The following is a 25,629-nucleotide window of genomic DNA, read 5'->3' as shown; positions in this document are numbered from 1 at the left end:
AGCACATCTCAGAAAAGAGGAGTTGCGATGCAGTGGTATCTAATTTATACCAAACCACGACAAGAAAAATGTGCTTTGCAAAATCTCGAACAGCAAGGATATTCCTGTTACCTGCCTCTGTTGCAGGCTGAAAAATTACTGAACGGCAATGTCGTGATCGCCGAAAAGCCATTATTTCCTCGCTATTTGTTTGTCCAGCTCGACAGCAGTAGTTCGGGTAAGAGCTGGGTGCCTATTCGCTCGACCAAAGGAGTTAGTCGTCTCGTTAGCTTTGGTCTTGAGCCGGCCAAGGTTAGTAATTATCTGATTGAGTTTCTTAAGTCAAAAGAGCGTGATGAGTATTCCCATGCAGCACCATTGTTCACTCAGGGAGAGCGCGTAGTGTTCGCTGAAGGAGCGTTTGCTGGTATTGAAGGCATTTATCAGATGCAGGACGGCGAAAATCGCGTCATGGTGCTTATCGAGTTGTTAAGCAAGCCAGTTGCATTACGTGCTCCGATAGCCAACATACGAAAATTATCAATTTGACAATTTTGAGGCGCGTCATTGATGATTACCGGTAGCAGAGGCTTCTTTTAATCCCCTACTCTCATCTATGGTACGATGATACGATCCGTCACCTTGTTTCCCTTCTGTTTGGTGACGAATTTTCCCTGTAAACTTCTTAGACGCGCTTGCTGATCGCGAAACAGCAATGCGGTAGCCTGCCTGATTCCATTTTTGAGGCAGATCGGTGGCGTATTCCCCTGGTAGTAGAAAGCTCTTGTATGTCAGCGAAGACGCAGAGTCGATGGTGGAAGCCTCTCGTCCTCAAGGGGATGAATTTACTAATTTCGATTTCCTCCGGCGAAGCCGGCAATACTTTGAACTCACTAATTCTCCGTGAGCTATGTCGGAATGAGGTTTTTTGTTGACGGTTGAATCTAATCAAACGATTTCTGCACTGATCCGGCGGCTCTGGAATTACTTGCCGCAACGCAGAAGGAATCAGTTCCTGGCGCTGCTCGTATTTACAGTGATTGCATCGTTTGCTGAGATTTTTAGCATAGGGGCGGTACTGCCATTTCTGAGCGTATTAGTCGCTCCAGATCATGTGTTCGCGCATCCTGCTGCGGCCCCTTTCATTCAAAAATTTGGATGGACATCGGCGCATCAATTGCTGTTGCCGCTGACGCTGCTGTTCGGTGTTGCGGCGGTTGTCTCGGGGGCTGCTCGTTTGTCGCTGTTGTGGGCGAACACGCGGCTTTGTTCTGCTGCGGGCGCTGACTTGAGCATTGACATCTACCGCAGAACTTTATATCAACCCTATGAAGTGCATGTCGCCAGAAACAGTAGCGAAGTAATCAATGCCATTTCGACAAAGATCAACAGCTTTATTTATATCATCACGATGCTGATGACCTTGATCAGTTCAGTGGTTATGCTATTTGCCATTCTGTTTGCGCTGCTCGCGGTGGATCCTGTCATTGCGTTGAGCGCGTTTGGCGGATTTGGATTGATTTATGGTGGTATCGCCAAATTAACCCGGGCGCGGCTGATAGAGAACAGCAGGCTAGTTGCCAGCGAGTCAACGCAGGTTGTCAAATCTCTTCAAGAAGGCTTGGGCGGCATTCGTGATGTTTTGCTCGACGGGAGTCAGGCTGAATATTGTACGGTCTATAGCAATGCAGTGTTGCCTTTGCGTCGCGCCGAAGCGAGCAGTGCCTTCATCGGTACCAGTCCCCGTTTTGTGGTTGAGGCTTTGGGGATGCTGTTGATTGCCATTCTGGCGTTCTCCATGGCGCAGCCCCAAAACGGAATAGGAATGGCAATTCCCGTACTGGGCGCGTTGGCGTTGGGAGCCCAAAGACTTTTGCCTGTATTGCAGCAAGCCTACGGATCTTGGTCTGCCATTCGCAGTGGGCAAATTTCTCTCAAGGATGTGTTGGATCTTTTGGCGCAGCCTATGCCCGATCATATACATCTTGCTTCCCATTATGAACCGATGCCTTTCGAGCGGAGCCTGAAGTTGCGGGCAGTATCGTTTCGCTATGGGCCAGACTTGCCATGGGTGGTCAAGGGTATCGATTTGTCCATTCGAAAATCCAGTCGAATTGGGTTCATCGGGCCCACCGGCGGCGGGAAAAGCACGTTGCTCGATATTGTGATGGGGCTTTTGCAACCAACGGAGGGCTGGCTGGAGGTCGACGGCATGCCTGTGACAATCGCCAATCAGCGCGCATGGCAACGTCACGTTGCCCATGTCCCGCAAAGTATCTTCCTGGCAGATAGCAGTATTGCAGAAAACATCGCTTTCGGAGTGCCGAAAGATAGCATTGATCATGAGCGTGTCCTTCACGCCGCTGAGCAGGCGCAGATCGCTCAGTTGATCGACACGTTGCCGCAAAAATACATGACGCCCGTTGGTGAGCGCGGTGTTCGGCTTTCGGGAGGTCAGCGCCAACGCATCGGCATTGCACGTGCCCTGTACAAGCAGGCCGATGTCATCATTTTTGACGAGGCGACCAGCGCCTTGGACGGCGAGACAGAAGAAGCCATCATGCAATCCATTGAGGCTCTGAGCGGAGATCTCACCGTCTTGCTGATAGCCCATCGCCTGTCGACACTTCGCAATTGCAGCGAAATTATCGAAATCACCAAGGGCGATGTTCGTATGGTCGGCAGCTATCAGGATTTGATGAATGAACGAAATGCATAGTCAGTTGACGCTAAGTCAGTCGCCATTTCAAGCGAGAGGCTGCTCGGCCAATATTTTCCAATCTGCTGTAAAGGTATGAAATGAGCATTAGCTACAGTCGCCAAGACATAGTGCAGGATGACATTGATGCAGTAGTCGAAGTGCTGCAATCTGAGTTTCTGACACAAGGACCGATTGTTCCCCGTTTTGAACAAGCCGTAGCCGACTATTGTGGCGCGCAACATGCGATTGCGGTCAACAGCGCCACCAGCGCACTTCATATTGCTTGCATGGCCTTGGGTATCGGTGCCGGCGATATCGTATGGACATCGCCCATCACCTTTGTAGCCAGTGCAAATTGCGCCTTGTTTTGCGGTGCACGTGTCGATTTCGTAGATATTGATCCAAGCACCTACAATCTAAGCGTTGGTGCGCTTGCAGAAAAGCTGGCTCAGGCTGAAAAAAACGGAGCTTTGCCCAAAGTGGTTATTCCCGTGCATCTTTCTGGGCAGCCTTGCGATATGGCAAGCATTCATGCATTGTCCCAGCGTTACGGATTTAAAATCATTGAAGATGCGTCGCATGCAATTGGGGCGCGTTACAAGAACGAATGCGTCGGAAACGGTCGTTACAGCGATATTACAGTCTTCAGTTTTCATCCGGTCAAGATCATTACGTCGGGAGAAGGCGGCATGGCTGTTACAAATAATCCAGATTTGGCCGCTTCGATGCGTCGGCTACGCAGCCACGGGATCACAAGTACGCCTGCTGATATGGCGCCGCGTCCTGACGACGAAATTTGGAACTACCAGCAAATAGATCTGGGTTTCAACTATCGTATGACGGACATTCATGCTGCATTGGGTTTGAGTCAGTTAAAGCGGATTGACGATCTTATCGCCAAGCGTCATGTATTGGCTGCTCGCTACAACGAGCTCTTGAATGCATTGCCGGTCACGATCCCGTGGCAGCATCCCGACGGTTATTCCAGTTTGCATTTGTATGTGATTCGAATGAAGCTCGACAAGACAGGTGCATCGCAGCGTCAAGCCTTCAATAGCTTGCACGCTGCAGGTATTCTGGTCAATCTGCACTACATCCCGGTGTATCGCCAGCCGTTTTATGAGCGCATGGGATTCAACAAAGGTTATTGCCCGCAAGCGGAGTTGTATTTCAAGGAGGCATTGAGCATTCCTCTTTATCCAGCACTTACTCAAATGCAGCAGGATACCGTAATCTCTGCGTTGAAACAGGTAATGCCAGGATGAATATCGCCATCATCCCCGCCCGTGGCGGCAGCAAGCGCATTCCGCGCAAGAATATCAAATTGTTCGGCGGCAAGCCGATGATCGCTTACGCAATTGAGGCTGCAGCTGCTGCTTCTTTGTTTGAGCGTATCGTCGTGTCGACAGATGACGCAGAAATTGCTTCCATTGCCAGGGAGTATGGTGCCGAGACGCCTTTCTTAAGACCTCCTGAATTAGCGAATGATTATGCTGCGACGGTGCCTGTTATTGCCCACGCGATTGAGTCCTGCCGCAGCTTGGGGATATTTGCAGAGCAAGTTTGTTGCATCTATCCAGGCGTGCCCTTCATGCTGGCGCAGGATCTGTCAGGGGCATTGAAATTGCTGCAAGAAAGCAATGCAGATTACTGCTTTCCGGTGACAGAATTCCCTTCTGCGGTGCAACGTGCGTTAGGGCGCGCAGACAATGGCGGGATGACACCGTTATATCCGCAGTATGAACTGACCCGAACGCAGGATCTGCCTTTGGCTTATCACGACGCGGGCCAATTTTATTGGGGCGGATGCAACGCATGGCTGTCGAATCCTCGGATTCATAGCAGTAGTGTCGGATACGTTATACCCAATTGGCGAGTTGTGGATATCGACACGCCAGAAGATTGGATGAGGGCGGAAAAAATGCGCAATGTGCTTGGTGAAATCTGAGATGCTCATCTCAATGCAATGGGCAATGCATCCTATATGTCAAAAATATTAAGAGGTTGGAATGAGTAAGGGCGTATTCAATATTGGTGGCAGGGATATCGGGCAGCGTTGCGCGCCGTTCGTAATTGCGGAGATGTCGGGAAATCACAATCAATCACTCGAAAGAGCTCTTCAGATTGTCGAGGCTGTTGCCAAGTCTGGAGCACATGCGCTAAAGATCCAGACATACACGCCTGACACAATGACGCTGGATTTGAATGAAGGTGATTTCCACATCGGCGATCCAGCGAGTCTGTGGAGTGGGACCTCTTTATACAAGCTATATGGTGAGGCCTATACACCGTGGGATTGGCATAAGGCGATCTTTGATCGTGCCAGTGAGCTCGGAGTGATCGCCTTCAGTACGCCCTTCGACGATACGGCCGTGGATTTTTTAGAGGGTCTCAACGTTCCTTGCTACAAAATCGCGTCATTTGAAAACACTGATTTGCCGTTGATCAGACGTGTGGCTGCAACTGGAAAGCCGCTGATTATTTCTACCGGAATGGCGACGGTCGGCGAGCTCGATGAGACCGTGCGAGCAGCGCGGGATGCGGGCTGCAAGGATCTGGTGTTGTTGAAATGCACCAGCACGTATCCTGCGACCGCAGAGAATACCAATATTCTGACGATTCCACATTTGCGCGAGCTGTTTGACTGTGAAGTCGGCTTGTCGGATCACACCATGGGTGTCGGAGTCTCGGTGGCGAGTGTGGCGCTGGGCGCGACTGTAATCGAAAAACATTTCACCCTCAATCGTGCCGACGGTGGCGTGGATAGCACTTTTTCGATGGAACCTCATGAAATGGCGATGCTGGTCCAAGAGAGCGAACGTGCATGGCAGGCACTGGGCAGTGTGAGTTACGGGCCGACAAAGGCGGAATTGAAATCTGTGCAGTTTCGCCGTTCTTTGTACGTAGTTAAAGACATACAGGCGGGGGAAGTGCTGACGTCTGAAAATATTCGCGCCATCCGTCCGGGATGGGGTTTGCCCACCAAGTACCTGGAGACCGTATTGGGCAAGCGTGCGCGCCAGCATGTCAAACGCGGTACCGCGCTCAGCTGGGATATTCTTGGATAGTCATGTTGCAGGTATTGATTATTGGTGCAGGAAATATCGCGGGTGGCTTTGATGCCAATCGACCATCTTCTGATCTGCCTTTTTCCCACGCAGGTGCCTATTGTCGTCACGGCGGTTTCAGGGTGCTCGGCTGCGTCGAACCAAATGAAGAGACGCGCAAGAATTTCATGGCGCGATGGAATGTTGAGGTGGGATTTGCAAGTACCGCCGAGGCGTTGAACGCTTCTCTGCGGTATGACGTCATCAGCATCTGTTCGCCAACAATGGCACATGAGGCGGATATGGCCTCGGCTTTGCTACTCGAGCCGCGTCTCTTGTTTTGTGAGAAGCCGGTCACGCCTTCGTTGGAAAGCAGCATATCTATACTGGAGCGTTTCGATCGAGCAGGTATTCCTGTCGTCGTTAACTACACTCGCCGTTGGGATTCGGTGATTCAGGGTGTCGCTAGCCAGCTAAAAGCTGGCGCGTGGGGCGCAGTACGTTCTGCCAGTGCTGTTTACACCAAGGGAATCTTGAATAACGGTTCTCACATGATTGATTTGCTGCACTTGTTGCTAGGCCCTCTGCATGTGCTTGCTGCAGGAGCGCCAATTGTTGACATGTGGAAGGATGATCCCAGCATCCCAGCCTTCTTGATGACCGAAAATGCCGTTCCGGTATTTTTGAACTGTGGTTACGCCCAAGACTACGCTCTGTTTGAACTAGAAATAGTCACCGAACATGGCGTACTCACCATGGAAGATGGTGGACTCGCATGGCGCATCCGTCGAACCGTGGATAGTCCAACGTTCAACGGCTATAAGAATCTGAATCACGGGTCGTATTCTCCAGGCGATCTGCAGGCAGCTACGCTGGCGGCCGTCCGCGAAATACATCAGGTGTTGACGCAAGGAGGCACGCTGTCGTCCAGTGGCGAAAACGCTTTGGCGGCTCAACGTGTTTGCGAATCCATACGTACTATGGCAAATCGTAGCCAGAACTAGAACAGGAAATCCGATGAATACAAATACTCTCGCTCTTTTTGGGGGGCCCCCCATCCGCACCAAACTATTTCCTGCCTATAAAGTTATGGGAGTGGAAGAAAAAGAAGCGGCCTGCCGAGTACTGGACAGTGGGATCTTGTCGCGCTTCTTGGGAGCTTGGCACGAAGATTTTTATGGCGGTCCGGAAGTGCAGGCATTCGAGCGAGCTTGGGCCGACAATTCGCAGGTCAAGCATGGCATATCGGTCAACTCTTGTACCAGCGGCCTCTATGCTGCTATTGGCGCGGCCGGTATTCAGCCAGGAGATGAGGTTATTGTATCCCCCTATACGATGGCGGCGTCGGCAACAGCGCCGTTGATTTTCAATGGGGTGCCGGTCTTCGCCGATATCGATCCTCGCAGCTACTGCCTTTCCGCAGAGACGATCCGACCAAAGATTACTTCGCGTACTCGGGCCATCATAGTCGTGCATATTTTCGGGCAGCCTGCAGATATGGATCCCATCATGGAGCTTGCGGAAGAGCACAACCTGATCGTCATCGAGGACTGTGCTCAGGCGCCTTATGCAACTTACAAGGGGCGTCCGGTTGGTGGCCTGGGGCACATGGGTGTGTTCTCGCTGAACTATCACAAGCATATTCATACGGGAGAGGGCGGCATCGTCACGACAAATGACGACGCGCTCGCAGAGCGTGTGCAGTTGATTCGAAACCACGCAGAAGCGGTGGTCGAGAAGAAAGGCGTTTCTAACCTAAGGAACATGATTGGTTTTAATTTTCGATTGGGTGAGATCGAAGCGGCAATCGGGCTGGCGCAACTCAAAAAAGGCGTGGGCCTGATTGCACAGCGAAAAGAAAATATCACCTATCTTGAAAATCAGCTCAAGGATCTCCCCGGATTGACAATGCCCCATGTAGGAGCAGCAGGGGATCACGTTTACTACGTGCATGCACTTGACTACGATGCTGCAATTACGGGTGTATCCCGGGATTTGTTGGTGCGGACCATTCGAGCGGAATTGCCCGCGACGGAGTTGCGGGAAGGTGATGGAGCATTGATGGGGGCCGGCTATGTCAGGCCTTTGTATCTGCTGCCACTGTTTCAGAACCCGGAGGCATGCAGTGGTCCGGGACTGCCGATGGCCAAAGCGCATGCGGCTGGTAACATCAGTTATCAAAAAGGAAGTTGTCCCAATGTCGAAGAGGCGCACTTCCATCGCGTCATTACGCATGAAATGATGCGTCCCGGTATGAGTCGCGCAGACATTGATGATGTCGCCAAAGCCTTTCACAAGGCTTGGTCCAATCTGGAAGTTCTCCGTCGCCACGCTGCGTCCTGACATGTGTATGCCCGTTCTTGTCGGCGAGAAGGTGAAATTGAGTCCGTTTGTCGAAGAAGATATAGGAGAAACCTACCTTTCCTGGTTGAACGATCCGCGTATTTTGCGCTTTAGCAACCAGCGATTCCTGCGACATGATCACGCCAGCAGCCTGAATTATTTACAAAGCTTCAGCGGCACCGACAACCTCTTCGTTGCGCTGCGTCGTCGGGAAGACGACATGATGATCGGGACCATGACTGCCTATTTGTCGCGAGCTCATGGCACCGTTGACGTGGGCTTGCTTGTCGGCGAAGCGGCGGTCTGGGGTGGAGGATACGGCTTCGATGCGTGGCGTACGTTTTGTGACTGGCTTTTTGCGACACGAGGCATCCGTAAATTGACGGCCGGTACAGCTGTTGTGAACAAGGGCATGATACGAATAATGGAACGATACGGCATGCATCTGGAAGCAACCCGCGTGGCTCAGGAGATTATCGAGGATGAGGCTGTCGATATTCTGTATTACGCAAAGTTCCGTGACGCCTGACTATCCATCTTCCACAGCTGTCATATGTCATGACGCCGGCGCGGCGAATGTCATTATTGCCGCGCTCAAGCACAGTGGTCGTACCGACTGGCGGGCGTGCATGCAAGGGCCTGCATATCGCTTGTGGATTGAATCTTTCCCAGAGATACCTGTGTACGAGACACCTGAAGAGGCGCTGGAAGGTGTTGAGTTGCTAATCAGCGGCACGGGCTGGGCAAGCGACTGTGAACATTTGGCGAGGTTAGCTGCTCGTAGAATGAACATTCCATCGGTTGCGGTGATAGACCATTGGGTAAATTATGCGGAACGTTTCGTTCGTGACGCAGAAGTTGTCTGGCCGGATGAATTTTGGGTGACCGATGAGGATGCACTGGCGATCGCGCAAGCGAGTTTTCCCGGTGCCCGCGTAGTGCAGGTGGAAAATTGGTACCTGCGGCAACAGCTGGCAAAAATCGCTGCTGTTCCACGGCCGTTGATGCCCGAGTTGCTATATGTTCTCGAACCCGCGAGGAGCGATTGGGGAAGAGGACATCCTGGTGAATTTCAGGCTTTGGATTATTTCGTCGAGAAGTTGAGTTTGCTAGATTTGCCGTCCACCATCCAAATCAGGTTACGACCGCATCCTTCTGATCCGTTGGGAAAATATGATGATTGGATAAGACGGCATCCGCAATTGAACCTCATTCTGGATGACTCCCCCGCGATTTTCGAATCGCTGGGCCGCGCCGACTGGGTCGCCGGTTGCGAGTCGTTCGCGCTAGCTCTGGCTTTGCAGGCAGGGCGCGTCGTTTATTGTACGCAACCACCGTGGGCGCCGCCTTGCCGGCTACCGCAATCGGGCCTGATACGGCTCGGGGAACTGGATTACAAATGAAGTACTGTACGAATTGCCTGCAGCCCGACACGCGGCCAAATACGAAATTCACGGCGGAAGGTTTATGCCCTGCGTGTGACTACTTCGGTCGCTTGCAACATGTGGACTGGCAAGAGCGTTACGATATCCTGCAAGATCTGCTGACAGCTTTTCCTCGCAAACAAGGGCAACATTTTGATTGCATCATCGGCGTCAGCGGAGGTAAGGACAGCACTCGCCAAGCGTTGTGGGTAAGGGACAAACTTGGCTTGCGGCCGTTGTTGGCATGCCTGAGTTATCCGCCGGAGCAAGTAACTCAGCGCGGTGTGGACAATATCTCTAACTTGATCGAACTTGGTTTCGATGTCGTGTTGTCGGCACCCGCGCCGGGTACTTGGAAAAATCTGATGCGGGCGTCTTTTGATCGGTTCACTAATTGGGCAAAATCGACCGAATTGGCTTTATTCAGTTCCGTCCCTCAATTAGCGATACGTTATGGTATTTCGTTGATTTTGTGGGGCGAAAATCCCGGTTTGCAGTTGGGGGATCTCAAGACGTTGGGGCGCACGGGTTATGACGGCAACAACCTGCGTTACATGAATACCCTCTCAGGAGCTGCCTCTGACTGGATGTTGGAAGCCGGCGTGCAGCGGCAGGATTTGATCGCCTATCAATATCCATCGCCCGAACAATTTGACGCTCATGGCTTGCAAATCGTCTATCTTGGATGGTTCCTCGGGGATTGGTCCCTCGCTAACAACGGCATGTATTCGGTCGCGAGTGGCCTGCAGTTGAGAGAGGATTCAGTTGCCAACACCGGGGATTTACTGGGTATTACATCTCTGGACGAGGACTGGGTGACGCTGAACCAGATGATAAAGTATTACAAGTTTGGTTTCGGACGTGTAACTGACTATGCCAACGAAGAAATTCGGCTTGGCCGCATGACGCGCAACCGAGGAATCGACCTGGTTGAGAAATATGATGATGCCTGCAGCGACGAATATATCGATAGCTTTTGTGCTTACATTGGCATTTCCAAGGCGCGGTTTCGGGAGCAAGTTGATTCGGCAATCAATCGTGATCTGTTTACGATCGATGCTGCCGGCGCTGTACGCAGGAAGTACAAGGTAGGAGTCGGGCTATGAAAGTCATCACCATTGGTGTGGTCGACTACGGAATGGGGAATCATGCCTCGGTTGTACATACGCTGAGATCGTTGGGCTTTCGGGTGCGCATCAGCGGCCTGGCAAGTGAGCTCGATGGCGTCGACATTCTTTTTCTGCCAGGTGTAGGTGCTTTTCCTGCCGCCATGCGTGAGCTCCATCAGCGGGGGCTGGTCAGCTATTTGCGCGAGCAGGCAGCACTACGGCGTCCCATCGTAGGGATCTGTCTTGGTATGCAGCTATTGGCAAGCACGTCCGATGAGCATGGTTACACCGAAGGTCTTGGTCTTATTCCTGGAGAAATTGTGCCTTTCGACAATGGGGGCTGGCACATCGGATGGAATACGCTAAATTGCCCCGGTGGCGATGCGCTGGTACGAGGGAGCGACATGCAGGCGTTCTATTTTAATCATGCTTTTTATTATCGTGGAATGGCTGAATTTCAGATAGCACGAGTCAGCAACGGGCTCACGTTTGCTGCGATCATCCGACGCGGATCAGTCGTAGGCTTGCAGTTCCATCCTGAAAAAAGCCAGACAGCTGGCAGAGTTTTATTGCAGTCGTTGATGACGGAACTCGCCAATGCTTAAGAAACGATTGATTGGGGTAGTGACGGTAAAAGAGGGTTGGGCAGTGCAGTCGTTTGGCTATAGCCGATATCTTCCTCTTGGGCGCCCTGAATGCCTGGTAGAAAATCTGGATCGTTGGGGCGCAGACGAAATCCTGGTTCAATGCATCGACCGCAGCGCTCATGCGAAAGGCCCCGATTTCCAGCTACTCGAAAAATTGGCCCAGTTGGGGCTGGGTACTCCTTTGATATATGGCGGCGGCATCCGTACGGTGGATGATGGTGTTCGGGTCGTTCAGGCTGGCGCAGACCGGATTGCAATCGACGCTCTCCTGCATGACGACCGGCAAGTCTTGTCGGAGCTGGGACAGCAACTGGGGGTTCAGGCATTGATAGCATCGATACCTGTTGCGATGAGCGCGAACACGCTGCAATGGTACGACTACCGCAGCAAGGCATTAGGTTCAATCGAGGCGCTGGCAGATATCGTAGAGCAGAAGATGGTTTCTGAAGTATTGCTGATCGACTATCTCCATGAAGGCCATGCTGCGGGTTTTGACGCTGTTCTGGCTGATGCCTTCGATTTCGGTGAGCTGCCCTTGCTGTTGTTCGGCGGAATCAGTACTCCCCGGCAAATGCAAAATTTCCTTGCCATGCCCAAGGTTGTGGCTGTTGCTGTTGGAAATTTTCTGAGCTACCGCGAACTGGCAATCCAGCAATTCAAGAATGCTTTGGAGCGTTCGACCTTCAGGCCACCGATGTACGCAACCGAACATTCATTTCTCAGCAATGACTGACATTCAATTTTGTAAACGCTGCTTGTACACCTCGGCGCATCCACTCGGCCTGATTCTCGATGAGCATGGTATTTGCTCGGGATGCAGCGTGCATGAAGAAAAAGACACCCTGGACTGGGATGCCCGCTGGGAAAAACTGAAAGATCTGGTCGCGCCTTATCGTCGTCGGGATGGTGAGTTTTATGACTGCATCGTTCCGGTGAGCGGCTCACAAGATTCGTTCTATATCGTCCATCTCGTCAAGGAGCGACTCGGGCTCAATCCGTTACTGGTGACGTACAACAAATATTTTAATACTCCGCTTGGCATACGCAACCTGGCGCAATTGCGCATTAGATTTAACTGCGACATCGTTTATCAGAATGTCAATCCTATATCGGTGAAAAAAATTGTCCGCACTACTTTAAGAGAATTAGGCAGCATCTATTGGCCGATTCTTGCGGGGCAAACAGTATTTCCTGTACAGACGGCAGTGCGCTATCGCATTCCGTTGATTATCTGGGGGGCGCATCAAGGGTTGGAGCAGGTAGGAATGTTTTCGCATGAACATGAAGTCGAGATGAGTCGCCGCTATCGTAAAGATCACGATTTGATGGGGCGCGAAGCGGATGATCTTTTGTCCATTTTTGATACGCTTCAGGAAAAAGACGTATGGCAGTATCGTTATCCGGATGACAGTGACCTACACGCTGTGGGGGTGCGCGGCATCTATCTGGGCAACTATGTGCGATGGGATCCAAAGGCGCAGCATGAAAAAATGATGTCTGATCACGGCTACCAGACGGCAGCTTTTGCGAGGACATTTGATTGCTACGACCATGTGGACTGTTTCAATTACATGGATTTACATGATCAGTTGAAGTTGTACAAGCATGGTTACTCGAAGGTGACGGATCATGCGTCAAGAGAGATTCGATTTGGGCGACTTAGCCGTGAGCAAGGGCTGGCGATGGTTCGTTCTCGGGAGCAGCGTCCTTTGCAATATCTGGAAAACTTCTGTACATGGCTTGGTGTTACACCGAAAGCTTTGCAATTTATTCTTGATCAGCACAGGAATCCACGTTTCTGGAAGGAAGGCGAGCCTGGTGAATGGACATTCCAGGGGTGGAGCAGTCTGCAAAGCGACTCAGACATATCGCCGGTTCCGGCAACACCACTTTTCTCAGCGACAAATGAAATGGAGTGCGACAATCTCCGTGGCTACATCACAATTGGCAAAGGTTGGTACTGATGCGTGCCGCAGAGCAGATCCGATTTTATGAGACGTTGAGTTTAATGGCGTATATCGCTGCCGCGATATTCAATCGCAAGATTTTTTACAATACGCAGTCTCTGCCATTGCGCATTTTTTCCAAATTGCTGCGTATGGATATTTCGCCCCACGCCAGCACTATTTGGTACGGTGACCTCGAGAAAATCACTGGCATTCGGAAAAATGCCTATGCTCGTGCACTCAAGAAAATCCAGACATTTCATGTGGATTTGTGGGACTTCGGCTTGAGAAAGAAACTCGCCATTGACTATCATCTGATTGCCGAAAAATTCTTGCTGGATTTCTTGTTCAATCGATATGAATTCATTGGCTTGGCTTGCCAATACGCAGACGAAAATCCGCATTGCAGCGTGAGTCTGACGATTAATTCTCTGGCGGTGGATACAAGCGTTGTTACCACCCCTCGACTGGAAGTTCGGCAGGCGATGGGATTTTCAGGGTTGCAGTTTTTTGCAGGTGTTCTGGTCGCTCCATTCTTTGCCTTCCACTTTGTCAGGAAAAATCGTGTCGCGCGTCCGACTTTGCAGCAAGCGATCATTTGTGAAGTCGATTGTAAAAAAATTTATGACATGTTCCGGGAATTGCTCGGAACCCGTGCCAATGTGCAGTATTTCATCCAGAGGCACTATGTCAGTGCGTTCGATAATGAAGAGTTCAAGTCCCTGGGATTGCAAGTTCACGGACTAAATGATCGTGGCGTGGCGCGGGTATATGTTTTGCTGCGAGGCTTTCTTTTGTTCGCAGGAAAAAATTGCCTGCGATTTGCTAATTACGGCCCCTTGTTGTTTGACTATTTCAAATGCCTGCTCCAAGGAAGTCTGTTAGCTCCTGACGCCCAAAGAAGCACTTATCTGACATTCGAGCATATGTCGACCACTAAAGCGGTCAGGAATGAGTTGTTGAGGGAGCGCGGTAATAATTCTGTGTTTGTTCCCTATAATGCTTACGCGATAGATCATTTTTTTTCGCCAGAGTATCGCTATAACTATGATGTGCTGTGCTCGCCTTCCAGGCTGCTGGAAAATGTATATCGCCTGCAAGGGGCTGCTACAAAAGTCTTCCTCAAAACGGGAGCATATAGTCCTCATTTGAAGTCTCCGGAAGACGTTGCAATGAAGGCGCGCATCAGACGTCTGCAGGATTTCAAAGGTGCCCGAAAAGCCGTCACCATTTTGTCTTGCGGTATTCAGGATGGGTTGCTGTCTGTCGAGCGTCGGCTGATGTTATGGGCAAAGCGACTGGCAGAGGACCCTGAAATATGCGTATTTGTTCGGATGAAGCCAGTGGCGCCGCCGGAAAAATACGCAAATTTTTATGTGGAACAACTCGGCAATGCACCGAATATTCTGTTAACACATAAAGAATATGAGTTGTTTGACTTCCTGCACGTGAGCGATCTATTCGTGACGTCAATATCGAGCTCCGCAGTGGATCTCTGTAGTGCTGGCGGTGCATTTTACAGTGTCGATTTTTGGAGCGATCCGGATCTCTATCTCTGGCAAACATCCATTGATGGCGTGTTTCTTGATCCGGATCTTGCGCTAGAGGCTGTGCAAGGTTGGATTAAGGACGCTCCAGGAATACGCCGGGAGCATGAAGCCCGCATGGCGAGCCTTGCAGAATTGATTGCTTATCAATTCGATAGTTTTGAGGAATATAAACAAAACTTGCTGACGCAGTTATCGCCCTATTTACCAAGTTCGACGTGATAATTTTTATGTTGTTGTGCAATTTAAGATATTAAATGTGAAAAAATCTAAAATCCTAGTCACTGGCGCAGACGGTTTCATCGGGTCGCATCTTGTCGAAACATTGGTTCGTCAAGGCCATGAAGTTCGTGCGTTCACGCTCTACAACTCTTTCAATTCATGGGGCTGGCTGGATCAAGCCGCCGAGGATGTGAAAGGACATTTTGAAGTCTTCTCCGGCGATATTCGCGACCCTCATGGCGTAAAAGAAGCGATGAAGGGATGTGACGTGGTATTGCATTTGGCGGCTTTGATTGCGATCCCTTATTCGTATCATTCTCCGGATACTTACGTCGACACTAACGTAAAGGGAACGCTCAACGTCCTCCAGGCGGCCCGTGATCTGGGTGTGAAAAGATTAGTACATACCTCCACCAGCGAGGTGTATGGGACTGCGCAATTTGTCCCGATTACAGAATTGCATCCACTGGTCGGCCAGTCGCCTTATTCTGCAACGAAGATCGCTGCCGATCAGTTGGCATATTCGTTCCATGCTTCTTTTGGGCTGCCTGTTGTCATCGCTCGTCCTTTCAATACCTACGGTCCGCGTCAATCGGCTAGAGCCGTTATCCCGACGATCATTACGCAGATCGCCAGTGGCCAACGTCAGATCAAGCTTGGTGCAGTGTCGCCTACGCGAGACTTCAATTACGTCCGAGACACGGTTGCAGGCTTCATCGCCGCCATGGAGTCTGACCAGGGGCTGGGTGAAGTTGTCAATTTTGGCAGCAATTTTGAAATATCCATTGGAGATACCGCACGTCTGATTGCAGAAGCCATGAACGTTGAGGTAGAGATAGTCACTGATGAGGCGAGATTGCGACCTGAGAACTCGGAAGTGGAACGTCTTTGGGCCGCTAACGACAAGGCCAACATTCTCTTCGGCTGGCAACCGGCTTATGCCGGCCGCGAGGGATTCAAGCGCGGTCTGGTCGAAACCGCTGAGTGGTTTGTGAAGTCTGGCAATCTTTCTGCCTATAAATCTAATATTTATAACGTATGAGCACTCCTGACTCCAACGCCATATTGGCCGGGCGCGTCGTCGAAGCGATTCGAAGCGTCATCGGGACAGCTCCTGCCGCCTTGCATGAACCACGATTCAATGGCAACGAATGGATCTATTTGAAAGAGTGCCTGGACTCGACTTTCGTGTCGTCGGTCGGAAAATTCGTTGACCGTTTTGAGAGTGACTTGGCTGCGTTTACCGGAGCGCGACATGCGGTCGCCGTAGTCAATGGTACCGCTGCGCTCCATATTGCTTTTATGCTGGCCGGTGTGGAGCCGGATGACGAAGTGCTCGTGCCTGCGTTGACCTTCGCCGCTACGGCGAATGCCGTTGCCTACTGTCGTGCGCATCCTCACTTTGTCGATAGCACGGCACGAAACCTCGGGGTGGATGCGGAAAAGCTGCGCAACTATCTTCAGGAAAACACCGAGCAAAGACTCGGTTGTTGCATAAATCGTCACAGTGGTCGGGTTATTCGCGCGCTTGTGCCGATGCATACATTCGGACATCCCGGCGACCTGGACGCGTTGCTTGCAGTGTCTCGCGATTTCAATATCACGTTGGTTGAAGATGCAGCCGAGTCACTCGGAAGTTACTATCACGGCCGCCACACGGGTACTTTCGGTCGCATGGGTACGCTCAGTTTTAACGGCAATAAAACCATCACTACCGGAGGCGGTGGCGCTATTCTCACTAACGACTCCGAATTGGCTCGTCGGGCCAAGCATCTGACAACCACAGCCAAGCTTCCTCATGCATGGGAATACCGCCATGACGAAATCGCTTATAACTACCGTCTGCCAAATCTCAACGCGGCGCTAGGCTGTGCGCAGCTGGAGCAGCTGCCGGATATGCTGGCGGCAAAGCGTGAATTGTTTTTACGCTATAAGGACGCCTTCAAAAACGTTAGTGGATTGCGACTGGTTGAAGAGCCAGCGAATTGCGTCAGCAATTATTGGTTGCAGACCATTGAGTTGGCTGAGCGCGACGCCACTTTGCGTGATTGTCTGTTGACTGCAACCAATGAGCAGAAGGTAATGACGCGTCCCGTTTGGACGCTCATGAGTGAGCTGCCGCATTTTGACAGTGAGCCACGGATGGATCTTTCTTGTGTGGAAGACCTTGCGCAACGACTGATCAATATTCCAAGTAGCCCACATTTGGTGGCTGCAACGTCGTGAAACCCGACTTGATCCTAATCGGAGCAGGGGGGCATTCAGATGCATGCATTGACGTCATCGAGCAGGATGGAAGGTACAACATCGCTGGACTGGTTGGTTGCGACGGTGAGGTGAATCAAGTCCGTCTGGGTTATACCGTTATCGGCACTGATGACGATTTAATCAAGATGTCGGAGACGATCCAATACGCTTTTATAGTCTTGGGGCAGATCAAATCAGCAGAACCAAGGGCTCACTTATACGCGAAAACAAAGTTGCTGGGATTTAAAATGCCGGTGATTGTCTCGCCGGGAGCTTACGTATCGCCACACGCGAAAATCGGCGCGGGGACAATTGTGATGCACGGTGCAGTTGTCAATGCAGGCGCACGCATTGGTGAAAATTGCATTATTAATACACGCGCTTTGGTCGAGCACGGCGCTGTCATTGGCGATCACTGCCATATTTCCACTGGAGCGATCGTGAATGGTGATGTCTGTATTGGCGAGCGCACATTCATTGGTAGTGGCAGCGTTGTGAAGCAAGGCTTGCAAGTCGGAGAAAAATGCATGATAGGAATGGGCGTCCATCTCAGGCACCATCTTTCCGACAATTCAGAATTCGTAGGATAGAGACATGACAAGTAAGACCCTCATCATTGCCGAAGCAGGCGTAAATCATAACGGTGATATTCACATGGCCAAGCGCTTGGTGGATGTTGCCGCAGCAGCGGGCGCCGATCTGGTTAAATTTCAGACTTTCAGCGCTACACGGCTTACTACGCGTAGCGCTGCGCAAGCGGACTATCAGGTGCAAAACACCGGGGTTAAGGAATCCCAATATGAAATGCTTGCACGTCTGGAGCTCTCGGAAACAGATCATCGCGTGTTGATAGAGCATTGCAAGAATCGTGGGATAGGCTTTTTTTCTACCGGTTTCGATATTGAAAGTGTTGATTTATTGGTGTCTCTGGGGCAGGATTTTTTTAAAATCCCATCTGGTGAAATCAGCAATCTTCCCTATCTTCGTCACATCGGGCGCTTTGGGAAAAAAGTTATCCTGTCGACAGGCATGTCGACCATGGCGGATATCGAGAGTGCGATTTCTGTTTTGGAAAATGCCGGGACGACACGCTCTCTGATTACTGTGCTGCATTGCACGACAGAATATCCAGCGCCAATGCATGAAGTGAATCTACGTGCAATGGCGAGCATACAGAGCGCGTTCGGCGTCGCGGTTGGATATTCAGATCACACCGTTGGCATTGAAGTGGCGACCGCTGCGGTCGCTCTGGGAGCGTCTGTAATCGAAAAACATTTCACGCTAGACAAAAATTTGCCCGGGCCCGATCACAAGGCCAGCCTCGAACCAACCGAACTAAAAGCGATGGTCGATGCCATTCGTCATATTGAGTACGCTCTTGGAGATGGGATAAAGCGATTGACGCCAATCGAAGTACAGAACCGGAAGGTAGTGCGAAAGTCGTTGGTCGCCGGCCGGATAATTCGTTCAGGAGAGATATTCACATCCGATAATCTCGTCGCCAAACGTCCCGGCAGCGGCATTTCTCCGATGAGTTGGGATGACGTCATTGGCCGTGTGGCCAAACGCGATTTTTCTGCAGATGAATTGATCGAGCTATGAAGCGAAAGATCTGTATCGTGACTGGTACACGCGCAGAATACGGCCTGCTGCGTTGGTTAATGGAAGAAGTCAGCAACGAGCCGAATCTCACCTTGCAGATTGTTGCAACCGGCATGCACCTGTCCCCCGAGTTCGGTCTGACTTACAAGGAAATCGAAAAGGACGGCTTTAGAATAGATAAGAAGGTCGAGCTCCTGATGAGTTCAGATACGTCGGTCGGAATCGCAAAGTCGATGGGGCTGGGCCTGATTGGTTTTGCAGACGTCTTTGCTGATTTGGCGCCGGATCTGGTATTGGTGCTGGGAGACCGATTTGAGATATTCAGCGCCGTTGTAGCAGCAATGGCTTCACGCATTCCGATCGCTCATTTGCATGGCGGAGAAGCAACCGAAGGTCTAATAGACGAAGCCATTCGGCACTCCATTACCAAGATGTCGCATCTTCATTTTGTTGCGGCTGAAGAATATCGGCGGCGTGTCATTCAGTTGGGTGAAGATCCCGTCAGGGTTTACAACGTGGGAGGGTTGGGCCTGGATGGTATCAACAGGGTCCAATTGATGGATCGCGCCGCATTGGAAAATTCTTTGGGTTTTTCGTTTGCCGAGAAAAATCTTCTGGTGACTTTTCATCCTGTTACGTTGGAGTCGAATACTGCGTGGGTGCAAATGCAGGAATTGCTCGCATCACTTGCCGAGCTTAACGAGACGAGAATTATCTTTACGCTACCTAACGCTGACACGGATGGTCGCGAGATGATCGGAATGATTGCCCGCTTCGTGGAAGCGCATCCAAACGCCGTGGCGTTTCCTTCGCTAGGGCAGTTACGCTATTTGTCCTGCCTGGCTCAGGTTGATGGCGTCATCGGCAATTCTTCCAGCGGACTAATCGAGGCGCCAAGTTTCAAAAAAGGGACGATCAATATCGGTTCTCGCCAGGATGGGAGATTGCAGGCTGGAAGCGTTATCAATTGCGAACCTGTGCAATCCAGTATCACTGCCGCTTTGCAGCATCTCTATTCAGCTCCGTTTCAATTGAGTCTGGCGAACGTTGTCAATCCTTATGGAGAGTCGGGGGCCAGCAAAAAAATTGTTGATGTCCTTAAAACGATTTCTTTGGATGGCATATTAAAAAAGCGGTTCTACGATATTTCACACTCATGCGCATAGTATTCATTGGGACTGTCGAGTTCTCGCGACGCACGCTGCAGCACCTCATACAGCGCGGCGTGCATATTGTAGGTGTTTGCACGACGCACGCTTCTGCATTCAATGCGGATCATTCGGATTTGTCCGGATTGTGTGAAGCCAATGGCATAGATTGGTGCTACACGGACGATGTAAATTCTGCCGCTACGTTGAATTGGATTCGCGCGCGGATTCCGGATGTCATTTTTTGCTTTGGCTGGTCAAAACTGCTAAAGAAAGAGCTCCTGCAACTGACCCCGGTAGGCGTGGTTGGCTATCATCCCAGTGCACTGCCGGCCAACCGAGGCCGGCATCCCTTGATTTGGGCCCTCGTTCTTGGCTTGAAAAATACTGCCTCGACTTTTTTCTTCATGGATGAAGGCGCAGACAGTGGCGATATCCTGTCGCAGCGAGAAGTGTTGATTGATGATCATGACGTTGCCGCGACACTTTACGAAAAGGTGGTGGAGACGGCAATTGCGCAGTTAGATGAGTTTGTTCCAGCCCTGGCCAAAGGAAAAAATCTTCGGCAGCAACAGGACCATGCCATGTCGAACACCTGGCGCAAGCGAGGTATCGCAGATGGCAGAATCGATTGGCGCATGTCGGCACAATCTGTACACAATCTCGTGCGTGGTTTATCTCGGCCGTATGTTGGTGCGCATTTTGATTATGGTGACGGTACGGTCAAGGTTTGGCAGGCAGTGCCAGTGAAGGAGTGCAGCCAAAATCACGAGCCAGGAAAAGTTTTTGCGCTGAGAGATGGCAAGCCAGTCGTCAAATGCGGCGAAGACGCAATCTTTCTGATAGAAACAGATCCTCCATTTTTTGTTCCGGTCGGAACTTATTTATGAAAACTATTGTTATTGCTCCTCATCCCGACGACGAGATACTGGGTGCTGGCGGGACGTTGTTGCGTCGCAAGAGTGAGGGAGGCTCCGTAGCATGGCTAATTGGCACTGAAATTTCCACTGCGGCAGGGTGGAGCGACGAAAAAGTGGCGCGCAGGGAGCGCGAGATAGAGCGTGTTCGATCGTTGATTGGTTTTGACGAAGTCTTTCAGTTGGGTTTTCCAACCACCCAGTTGGACCGTTTCCCTATGGGCGATATAGTGGCGGCGATATCCAAGATCTTTCAAACGTTTCAGCCAAATGAAGTCCTGGTCCCGCATTATTCGGATGTGCATACGGATCATCGCGTGCTATTTACCGCGGTCGCGAGTTGTACAAAATGGTTTCGGTATCCATCGGTCACGCGAGTGCTTGCGTATGAAACTTTGTCGGAAACCGATTTTAGTATCGGCCATGAGGCAGTATTTCGTCCCAACGTTTTCGTTGATATCGCCCCCTATATGGAGAAAAAAATAGAGGCTATTGATATTTATACATCCGAGTTGGGAGAGTTTCCTTTCCCACGCAGCCATGAAGCAATCCGGGCACTCGCCAAAGTGCGAGGGGCAGCATCGGGTTTTATGGCCGCCGAAGCCTTCGAATTGCTGAGGGAACGGACTTGAGCATGAACGAAAATACCTCTTCAGAGATTGGCGAAAAGGGTAAACATTGGATGGATGCGTGTTTGCCGCTGAACGCGACAATGCAGGAAGCCATTGGTAATCTCGATAAGACTGCCGTGCGGATTATTCTGATTTTGAACGAAGATGGGCAATTGCACGGCACAGTGTCCGATGGCGACATCCGCCGCGGCTTGCTGCGAGGCCTGGATCTGAACAGTTCAATCGAGAGCATCGTGCATCGTACTCCGCTGGTGATTCCTCCTGCGATGGGGCGAGATGCCGTTATGCAGCTCATGGTCGCGAACAAGGTTCAGCAAATTCCTGTGATCAATGAAAAGCAGGAAGTCGTGGGTTTGCATTTGTGGGATGAAATCACAACGACACCAGCGCGCAGTAATCTAATGGTCATCATGGCTGGAGGTATGGGGACACGGTTGTTGCCGCATACGGAAAATTGTCCCAAGCCATTGTTGCCAGTTGCTGGAAAGCCAATGCTCGAACACATCATCGAGCGCGCCAAGCAACAAGGTTTTACCCGTTTCGTGCTGGCCATCCACTATCTCGGTCACATGATCGAGGAATACTTCGGCAACGGTTCGCGGCTGAACATACAGATCGAATATTTACGAGAAAATGAACCCTTGGGTACCGCTGGTGCGCTAAAACTCCTGCAGCCCACGCCAGATTCGCCTTTTGTTGTTACTAACGGTGACGTATTGACGGATATTCACTACGGTGAACTACTGGATTTTCATCTTCGGCACAGCGCTGTAGCGACAATGGCGGTGCGAGTTCACGAGTGGCAGCATCCGTTTGGCGTAGTGCAAACTCAAGGTGTAGATATTGTCGGATTTGAGGAAAAACCGATTGCACGTACGCATATAAATGCGGGGGTCTATGCTCTCGATCCGCAGGCTCTGGAGGTACTCGATGCAGAACGGCGCTGTGACATGCCGACGCTGTTCGAAAGGCTTCAGAAGCTCAAGCAACGTACTGTCGCTTACCCGATGCACGAACCTTGGCTGGATGTCGGAAGGCCCCTTGACCTCCAACGCGCCAACAATGATTTCAGTACGACTCTAAAGGATGCCAATTGATCAATGGAAAAGCCGTTGTAGGAATCATTGCTGCGCGTGGCGGGAGCAAAGGGTTGCCGGGAAAGAATTGGCGCGAGATTTGTGGCAAGCCGCTGATCGCCTGGACTATCGAGAAGGCACTTAAATCGAGATACCTTGACGTGGTGATGGTGAGTACGGATAGCGAGGAAATCGCAGCGATTGCGGTCCAATATGGTGCCCAGGTTCCATTTCTGAGACCGCCTGAATTGGCCACGGATATGGCAAGTTCATATGACGTGATCCGGCATGTGCTAGCGCACTACGAGCAAGAAGGCGGGCGACAGTTCGGGTACACGATGCTGCTCGAACCTACCTCGCCATTGCGGGAAGATGACGATATCGACAAAGTCATTGAGGCGCTTGATGATAACAGCGAGGTCTTTGACTCCATAGTAACGCTGGGAGCAGTCGGAGAGCATCCTTCCATCATCAAACGATTTGCGGGGAGTGAAGTCGTGCCGTTTTGCCCTGAGCTAAAACAAACCACCCGCCGTCAAGATAATGAGACCGCTTACTTTCCTTTCGGCGTCGCCTATCTGGCCAAAACACCGGTGTTGTTAAGCGAAAATACGTTCTACACAAAGCGGTGCATGGGATTTGAAATCAAGCGTTATCAAAACTACGAGATTGATGATATTTACGATTTCCTTTGTGTAGAAACCATCATGAAACAGGAGTGGAAATTGAAATGAGATTTCTTGTCATTGGTCTGGGCTCAATGGGAAAACGTCGGGTCAGAAACTTACAAGCTTTGGGATATCGGGACGTTGCCGGATTTGACTTACGTGCGGATCGCCGTGAAGAAGCCAGAGTCAAATATGGAATTACGGTTTATGAGGATGTTGAGCAAGGGATTTCAGGGCATCGACCGGACGCGCTTGTGATCTCAACGTCGCCAGCACATCACATGACCTATGCTTGGCGCGGTCTTGATCTCTCCCTGCCTTGTTTCATAGAAGCTTCAGTGGTGGATGCAGACAGGATCTTGGCGTTATCCGAGGCCGCTGAAAAAAAGAACGTAGTTTTTGCGCCGTCCTGCACAATGCGCTATTTTCCCGGTCCGAAGCTCGTGAAGCGTTTGCTCGCAGAGCGGGTGATCGGTAAGCCTTTGAGCGTTCATTATCACACCGGCCAATATCTTCCTGATTGGCATCCATGGGAGAAAATTGAGGATTTCTATGTGTCGGATCGTGCCACTGGCGGTTGCCGCGAAATTGTTCCGTTTGAACTTACGTGGCTGGATGACGTATTTGGGGACTCGGAAGCGCTGGCTTGCGTGAAGGGTAAGCTGACGGACATGCCGGCAGATATCGACGACATCTACTATTGTTTGTTGCGTTATCCGGGTGGCGTGCTCGCCAACGTGACAGTGGATGTTATTTCTCGCCCGGTAGCTACCCGAGAATTAAGAATTCTGGGTAGCGCAGGTGAGCTGGTCATGAGCGCCGATGATAATTGCGTGCGCTACACCTCAGGCCTCAACACTGAGTGGACCAAAATAGATCTCGGCGGGGGGACGGTAGAAAGTGGCTATATCAATCCGGAAGAGCCGTATATCGCAGAAATGTCGGATTTCATCACGTCTGTGCGCGAAGCCGATCAGAGCCTGTTTCCTAACTCACTGAAAGATGACTGGCGTGTGTTGCAAACACTTTATTCTCTTGAAAAACTTGCCGAGACTGTAAATTGAACTATCAAGATAGATTGCTAAAAGCGATTCCGGGCGGTGCACATACATATTCGCGCGGATTCGATCAATACCCGGCCAATGCTCCGCAAATTCTGGTTGGCGGGAAGGCTGCGTACATTCACGACCCTGACGGGCGGAGATTTTTGGACTACGGAATGGCCTTGCGCGCGGTCAATCTTGGCTATGCGGAAGATGAGGTCGACAACGCTGCCATTGCGCAGATCCGCAATGGCAACAATCTGACGCGCCCTTCGATGGTCGAACTGGAGGCCGCAGAACTTCTGGTTGATCTGATCGATTCGGTCGATATGGTCAAGTTCACCAAAAATGGCTCCACTTCGGTCTCTGCGGCGGTAAAGTTGGCTCGCGCTTATACCGGCCGTGAGTTGGTTGCTCGATGCAGTGAGCATCCGTTCTTTTCATTTGACGATTGGTTCATCGGATCAACTCCGCTTACGCGGGGTATCACTCAGGACACCATCGAACAAACGAAGATGTTTCGTTACAACGATATCGCATCATTGGAAGCGTTGATTTCTCAATATCCTGGAAAATTGGCTTGCGTGGTGTTGGAGCCCGCCGCCACACAGGAACCGGAAGATGGATTCCTGAGCAAGGTCCAGGCGTTGTGCAACAAGCACGGCATCGTTTTCATTCTTGACGAGATGATTACGGGTTTTCGCTGGCACATGAAGGGCGCGCAGCATATGTATGGCGTCACCCCCGATCTGTGTACGTTCGGTAAGGCGATGGCAAACGGCTTCTCGGTTTCTTGTATCGCAGGTCGTCGTGAAATCATGGAACTCGGTGCTATCGAATTCGAAGGGCGCGAGCGTGTGTTCCTTCTATCGACCACGCATGGCGCTGAAATGGCCGGGTTGGGAGCGTTTATCGCAACGATGAATTTCATGAAGCGTGAAAACGTAGTCAAGCATCTCTGGGACTACGGACGCAAGTTGATTGATCTGATGCAGACCAAAGCCCGGGAGCATCAGGTTGAGCAGAGTTTTACCGCAGGTGGTATCGCGTGCTCTCCTTACTACCTGACGCGTGATGCGGCGGGAGAAAACTCTCTCGCTTTGCGTACTTTGTTTTCCCAGGAAATGATCAAGAACGGTGTTCTGATGCCGTGGATCGCATTGTCGTATCGCCATGGGGAGACTGAACTGAAGCTGACCGAACAGGCACTGGATAAGACATTGCCGGTTTATCGACGCGCGCTCGAAGAGGGGGTCGAAAAATATCTGGTGGGCCCTGCAATCAAACCGGTCTTTCGCAAATTCAATTGAGATGGCCTCGACTATGGCAAC

General features: G+C 51.1%; 25 protein-coding genes. All 25 read left to right on the top strand.

The genetic code is table 11. The features are described 5' to 3' along the window. Positions 1-27 precede the first annotated feature (27 nt). The 25 genes from rfaH to ACIROW_RS11260 all read left to right on the top strand — a co-directional run bounded on the left by rfaH (position 28) and on the right by ACIROW_RS11260 (position 25,608). Positions 28-528, top strand: coding sequence for a transcription/translation regulatory transformer protein RfaH (gene rfaH / locus ACIROW_RS11380; RefSeq protein ID WP_402275352.1), 501 nt, complete (start codon positions 28-30; stop codon positions 526-528). Positions 529-907: 379 nt separating this feature from the next. Continuing rightward, the gene (locus tag ACIROW_RS11375) at positions 908-2,698 is read left to right on the top strand and encodes an ABC transporter ATP-binding protein (RefSeq protein WP_402275350.1); all 1,791 of its coding nucleotides are present in this window, start codon (positions 908-910) and stop codon (positions 2,696-2,698) included. Positions 2,699-2,778: 80 nt separating this feature from the next. Then, positions 2,779-3,945, top strand: a complete 1,167-nt coding sequence (gene pseC / locus ACIROW_RS11370; protein ID WP_402275348.1) for a UDP-4-amino-4,6-dideoxy-N-acetyl-beta-L-altrosamine transaminase — start codon at positions 2,779-2,781, stop codon at positions 3,943-3,945. Continuing rightward, positions 3,942-4,628, top strand: a complete 687-nt coding sequence (gene pseF / locus ACIROW_RS11365; RefSeq protein ID WP_402275345.1) for a pseudaminic acid cytidylyltransferase — start codon at positions 3,942-3,944, stop codon at positions 4,626-4,628. The genes pseC and pseF overlap by 4 nt, the downstream gene beginning before the upstream one ends. Positions 4,629-4,689: 61 nt before the next feature. Continuing rightward, a complete protein-coding gene (pseI, locus tag ACIROW_RS11360; protein ID WP_402275343.1) occupies positions 4,690-5,748 on the top strand; it encodes a pseudaminic acid synthase in 1,059 nt (352 codons plus the stop codon). Positions 5,749-5,750: 2 nt separating this feature from the next. Continuing rightward, positions 5,751-6,731 carry a Gfo/Idh/MocA family protein gene (locus ACIROW_RS11355; RefSeq protein WP_402275340.1) on the top strand — a complete coding sequence of 327 codons (981 nt, stop codon included), beginning with the start codon at positions 5,751-5,753 and terminating at the stop codon, positions 6,729-6,731. A gap of 13 nt (positions 6,732-6,744) precedes the next feature. Next, positions 6,745-8,070, top strand: a complete 1,326-nt coding sequence (locus ACIROW_RS11350) for a DegT/DnrJ/EryC1/StrS family aminotransferase (protein WP_402275338.1) — start codon at positions 6,745-6,747, stop codon at positions 8,068-8,070. 7 nt (positions 8,071-8,077) lie between these two features. Then, a complete protein-coding gene (locus tag ACIROW_RS11345; protein ID WP_402275335.1) occupies positions 8,078-8,599 on the top strand; it encodes a GNAT family N-acetyltransferase in 522 nt (173 codons plus the stop codon). Beyond that, complete coding sequence (locus tag ACIROW_RS11340; RefSeq protein WP_402275332.1) at positions 8,589-9,473, top strand: hypothetical protein; 885 nt, start codon at positions 8,589-8,591, stop codon at positions 9,471-9,473. Before ACIROW_RS11345 ends, ACIROW_RS11340 begins: the two co-directional genes overlap by 11 nt. Beyond that, positions 9,470-10,600 (top strand): N-acetyl sugar amidotransferase, encoded by a 1,131-nt coding sequence (locus ACIROW_RS11335; RefSeq protein WP_402275330.1) that lies wholly within the window; start codon positions 9,470-9,472, stop codon positions 10,598-10,600. Before ACIROW_RS11340 ends, ACIROW_RS11335 begins: the two co-directional genes overlap by 4 nt. Further along, positions 10,597-11,208, top strand: coding sequence for an imidazole glycerol phosphate synthase subunit HisH (gene hisH / locus ACIROW_RS11330; RefSeq protein ID WP_402275328.1), 612 nt, complete (start codon positions 10,597-10,599; stop codon positions 11,206-11,208). The genes ACIROW_RS11335 and hisH overlap by 4 nt, the downstream gene beginning before the upstream one ends. After that, positions 11,201-11,983, top strand: a complete 783-nt coding sequence (locus ACIROW_RS11325; protein WP_402275325.1) for a HisA/HisF-related TIM barrel protein — start codon at positions 11,201-11,203, stop codon at positions 11,981-11,983. The genes hisH and ACIROW_RS11325 overlap by 8 nt, the downstream gene beginning before the upstream one ends. Further along, entirely contained in the window at positions 11,976-13,214 is a 1,239-nt protein-coding gene (locus ACIROW_RS11320; RefSeq protein WP_402275323.1) for an N-acetyl sugar amidotransferase, read from the top strand. Before ACIROW_RS11325 ends, ACIROW_RS11320 begins: the two co-directional genes overlap by 8 nt. After that, on the top strand, positions 13,214-14,965 hold the full coding sequence (locus ACIROW_RS11315) for a hypothetical protein (RefSeq protein ID WP_402275320.1): 1,752 nt from the start codon (positions 13,214-13,216) through the stop codon (positions 14,963-14,965). Before ACIROW_RS11320 ends, ACIROW_RS11315 begins: the two co-directional genes overlap by 1 nt. 37 nt (positions 14,966-15,002) lie before the next feature. Further along, positions 15,003-16,007 carry an NAD-dependent 4,6-dehydratase LegB gene (locus ACIROW_RS11310; RefSeq protein WP_402275317.1) on the top strand — a complete coding sequence of 335 codons (1,005 nt, stop codon included), beginning with the start codon at positions 15,003-15,005 and terminating at the stop codon, positions 16,005-16,007. Next, positions 16,004-17,191 (top strand): LegC family aminotransferase, encoded by a 1,188-nt coding sequence (locus ACIROW_RS11305; RefSeq protein ID WP_402275314.1) that lies wholly within the window; start codon positions 16,004-16,006, stop codon positions 17,189-17,191. Before ACIROW_RS11310 ends, ACIROW_RS11305 begins: the two co-directional genes overlap by 4 nt. Beyond that, the gene (locus tag ACIROW_RS11300; RefSeq protein WP_402275312.1) at positions 17,188-17,802 is read left to right on the top strand and encodes an acetyltransferase; all 615 of its coding nucleotides are present in this window, start codon (positions 17,188-17,190) and stop codon (positions 17,800-17,802) included. The genes ACIROW_RS11305 and ACIROW_RS11300 overlap by 4 nt, the downstream gene beginning before the upstream one ends. Before the next feature lie 4 nt (positions 17,803-17,806). Next, on the top strand, positions 17,807-18,814 hold the full coding sequence (gene neuB, locus ACIROW_RS11295) for an N-acetylneuraminate synthase (RefSeq protein WP_402275309.1): 1,008 nt from the start codon (positions 17,807-17,809) through the stop codon (positions 18,812-18,814). Beyond that, positions 18,811-19,980 (top strand): UDP-N-acetylglucosamine 2-epimerase, encoded by a 1,170-nt coding sequence (gene neuC / locus ACIROW_RS11290; protein ID WP_402275307.1) that lies wholly within the window; start codon positions 18,811-18,813, stop codon positions 19,978-19,980. The genes neuB and neuC overlap by 4 nt, the downstream gene beginning before the upstream one ends. Then, entirely contained in the window at positions 19,971-20,852 is an 882-nt protein-coding gene (locus ACIROW_RS11285; RefSeq protein ID WP_402275304.1) for a methionyl-tRNA formyltransferase, read from the top strand. Before neuC ends, ACIROW_RS11285 begins: the two co-directional genes overlap by 10 nt. After that, positions 20,849-21,511 (top strand): PIG-L deacetylase family protein, encoded by a 663-nt coding sequence (locus tag ACIROW_RS11280; RefSeq protein ID WP_402275301.1) that lies wholly within the window; start codon positions 20,849-20,851, stop codon positions 21,509-21,511. The genes ACIROW_RS11285 and ACIROW_RS11280 overlap by 4 nt, the downstream gene beginning before the upstream one ends. Before the next feature lie 2 nt (positions 21,512-21,513). Continuing rightward, positions 21,514-22,608, top strand: coding sequence for a nucleotidyltransferase family protein (locus ACIROW_RS11275; protein ID WP_402275298.1), 1,095 nt, complete (start codon positions 21,514-21,516; stop codon positions 22,606-22,608). Continuing rightward, a complete protein-coding gene (locus tag ACIROW_RS11270; protein WP_402275296.1) occupies positions 22,605-23,321 on the top strand; it encodes an acylneuraminate cytidylyltransferase family protein in 717 nt (238 codons plus the stop codon). The genes ACIROW_RS11275 and ACIROW_RS11270 overlap by 4 nt, the downstream gene beginning before the upstream one ends. Further along, entirely contained in the window at positions 23,318-24,319 is a 1,002-nt protein-coding gene (locus ACIROW_RS11265) for a Gfo/Idh/MocA family protein (RefSeq protein ID WP_402275293.1), read from the top strand. The genes ACIROW_RS11270 and ACIROW_RS11265 overlap by 4 nt, the downstream gene beginning before the upstream one ends. Next, the gene (locus tag ACIROW_RS11260) at positions 24,316-25,608 is read left to right on the top strand and encodes a glutamate-1-semialdehyde 2,1-aminomutase (RefSeq protein ID WP_402275290.1); all 1,293 of its coding nucleotides are present in this window, start codon (positions 24,316-24,318) and stop codon (positions 25,606-25,608) included. Before ACIROW_RS11265 ends, ACIROW_RS11260 begins: the two co-directional genes overlap by 4 nt. The last annotated feature ends 21 nt before the right edge of the window (positions 25,609-25,629 follow it).

The organism is Herbaspirillum sp. NPDC101397 (assembly GCF_044767325.1).
In the GTDB taxonomy this organism is placed as follows: domain Bacteria; phylum Pseudomonadota; class Gammaproteobacteria; order Burkholderiales; family Burkholderiaceae_D; genus Herbaspirillum.
This window is presented reverse-complemented; position numbering and strand designations above follow the sequence as displayed.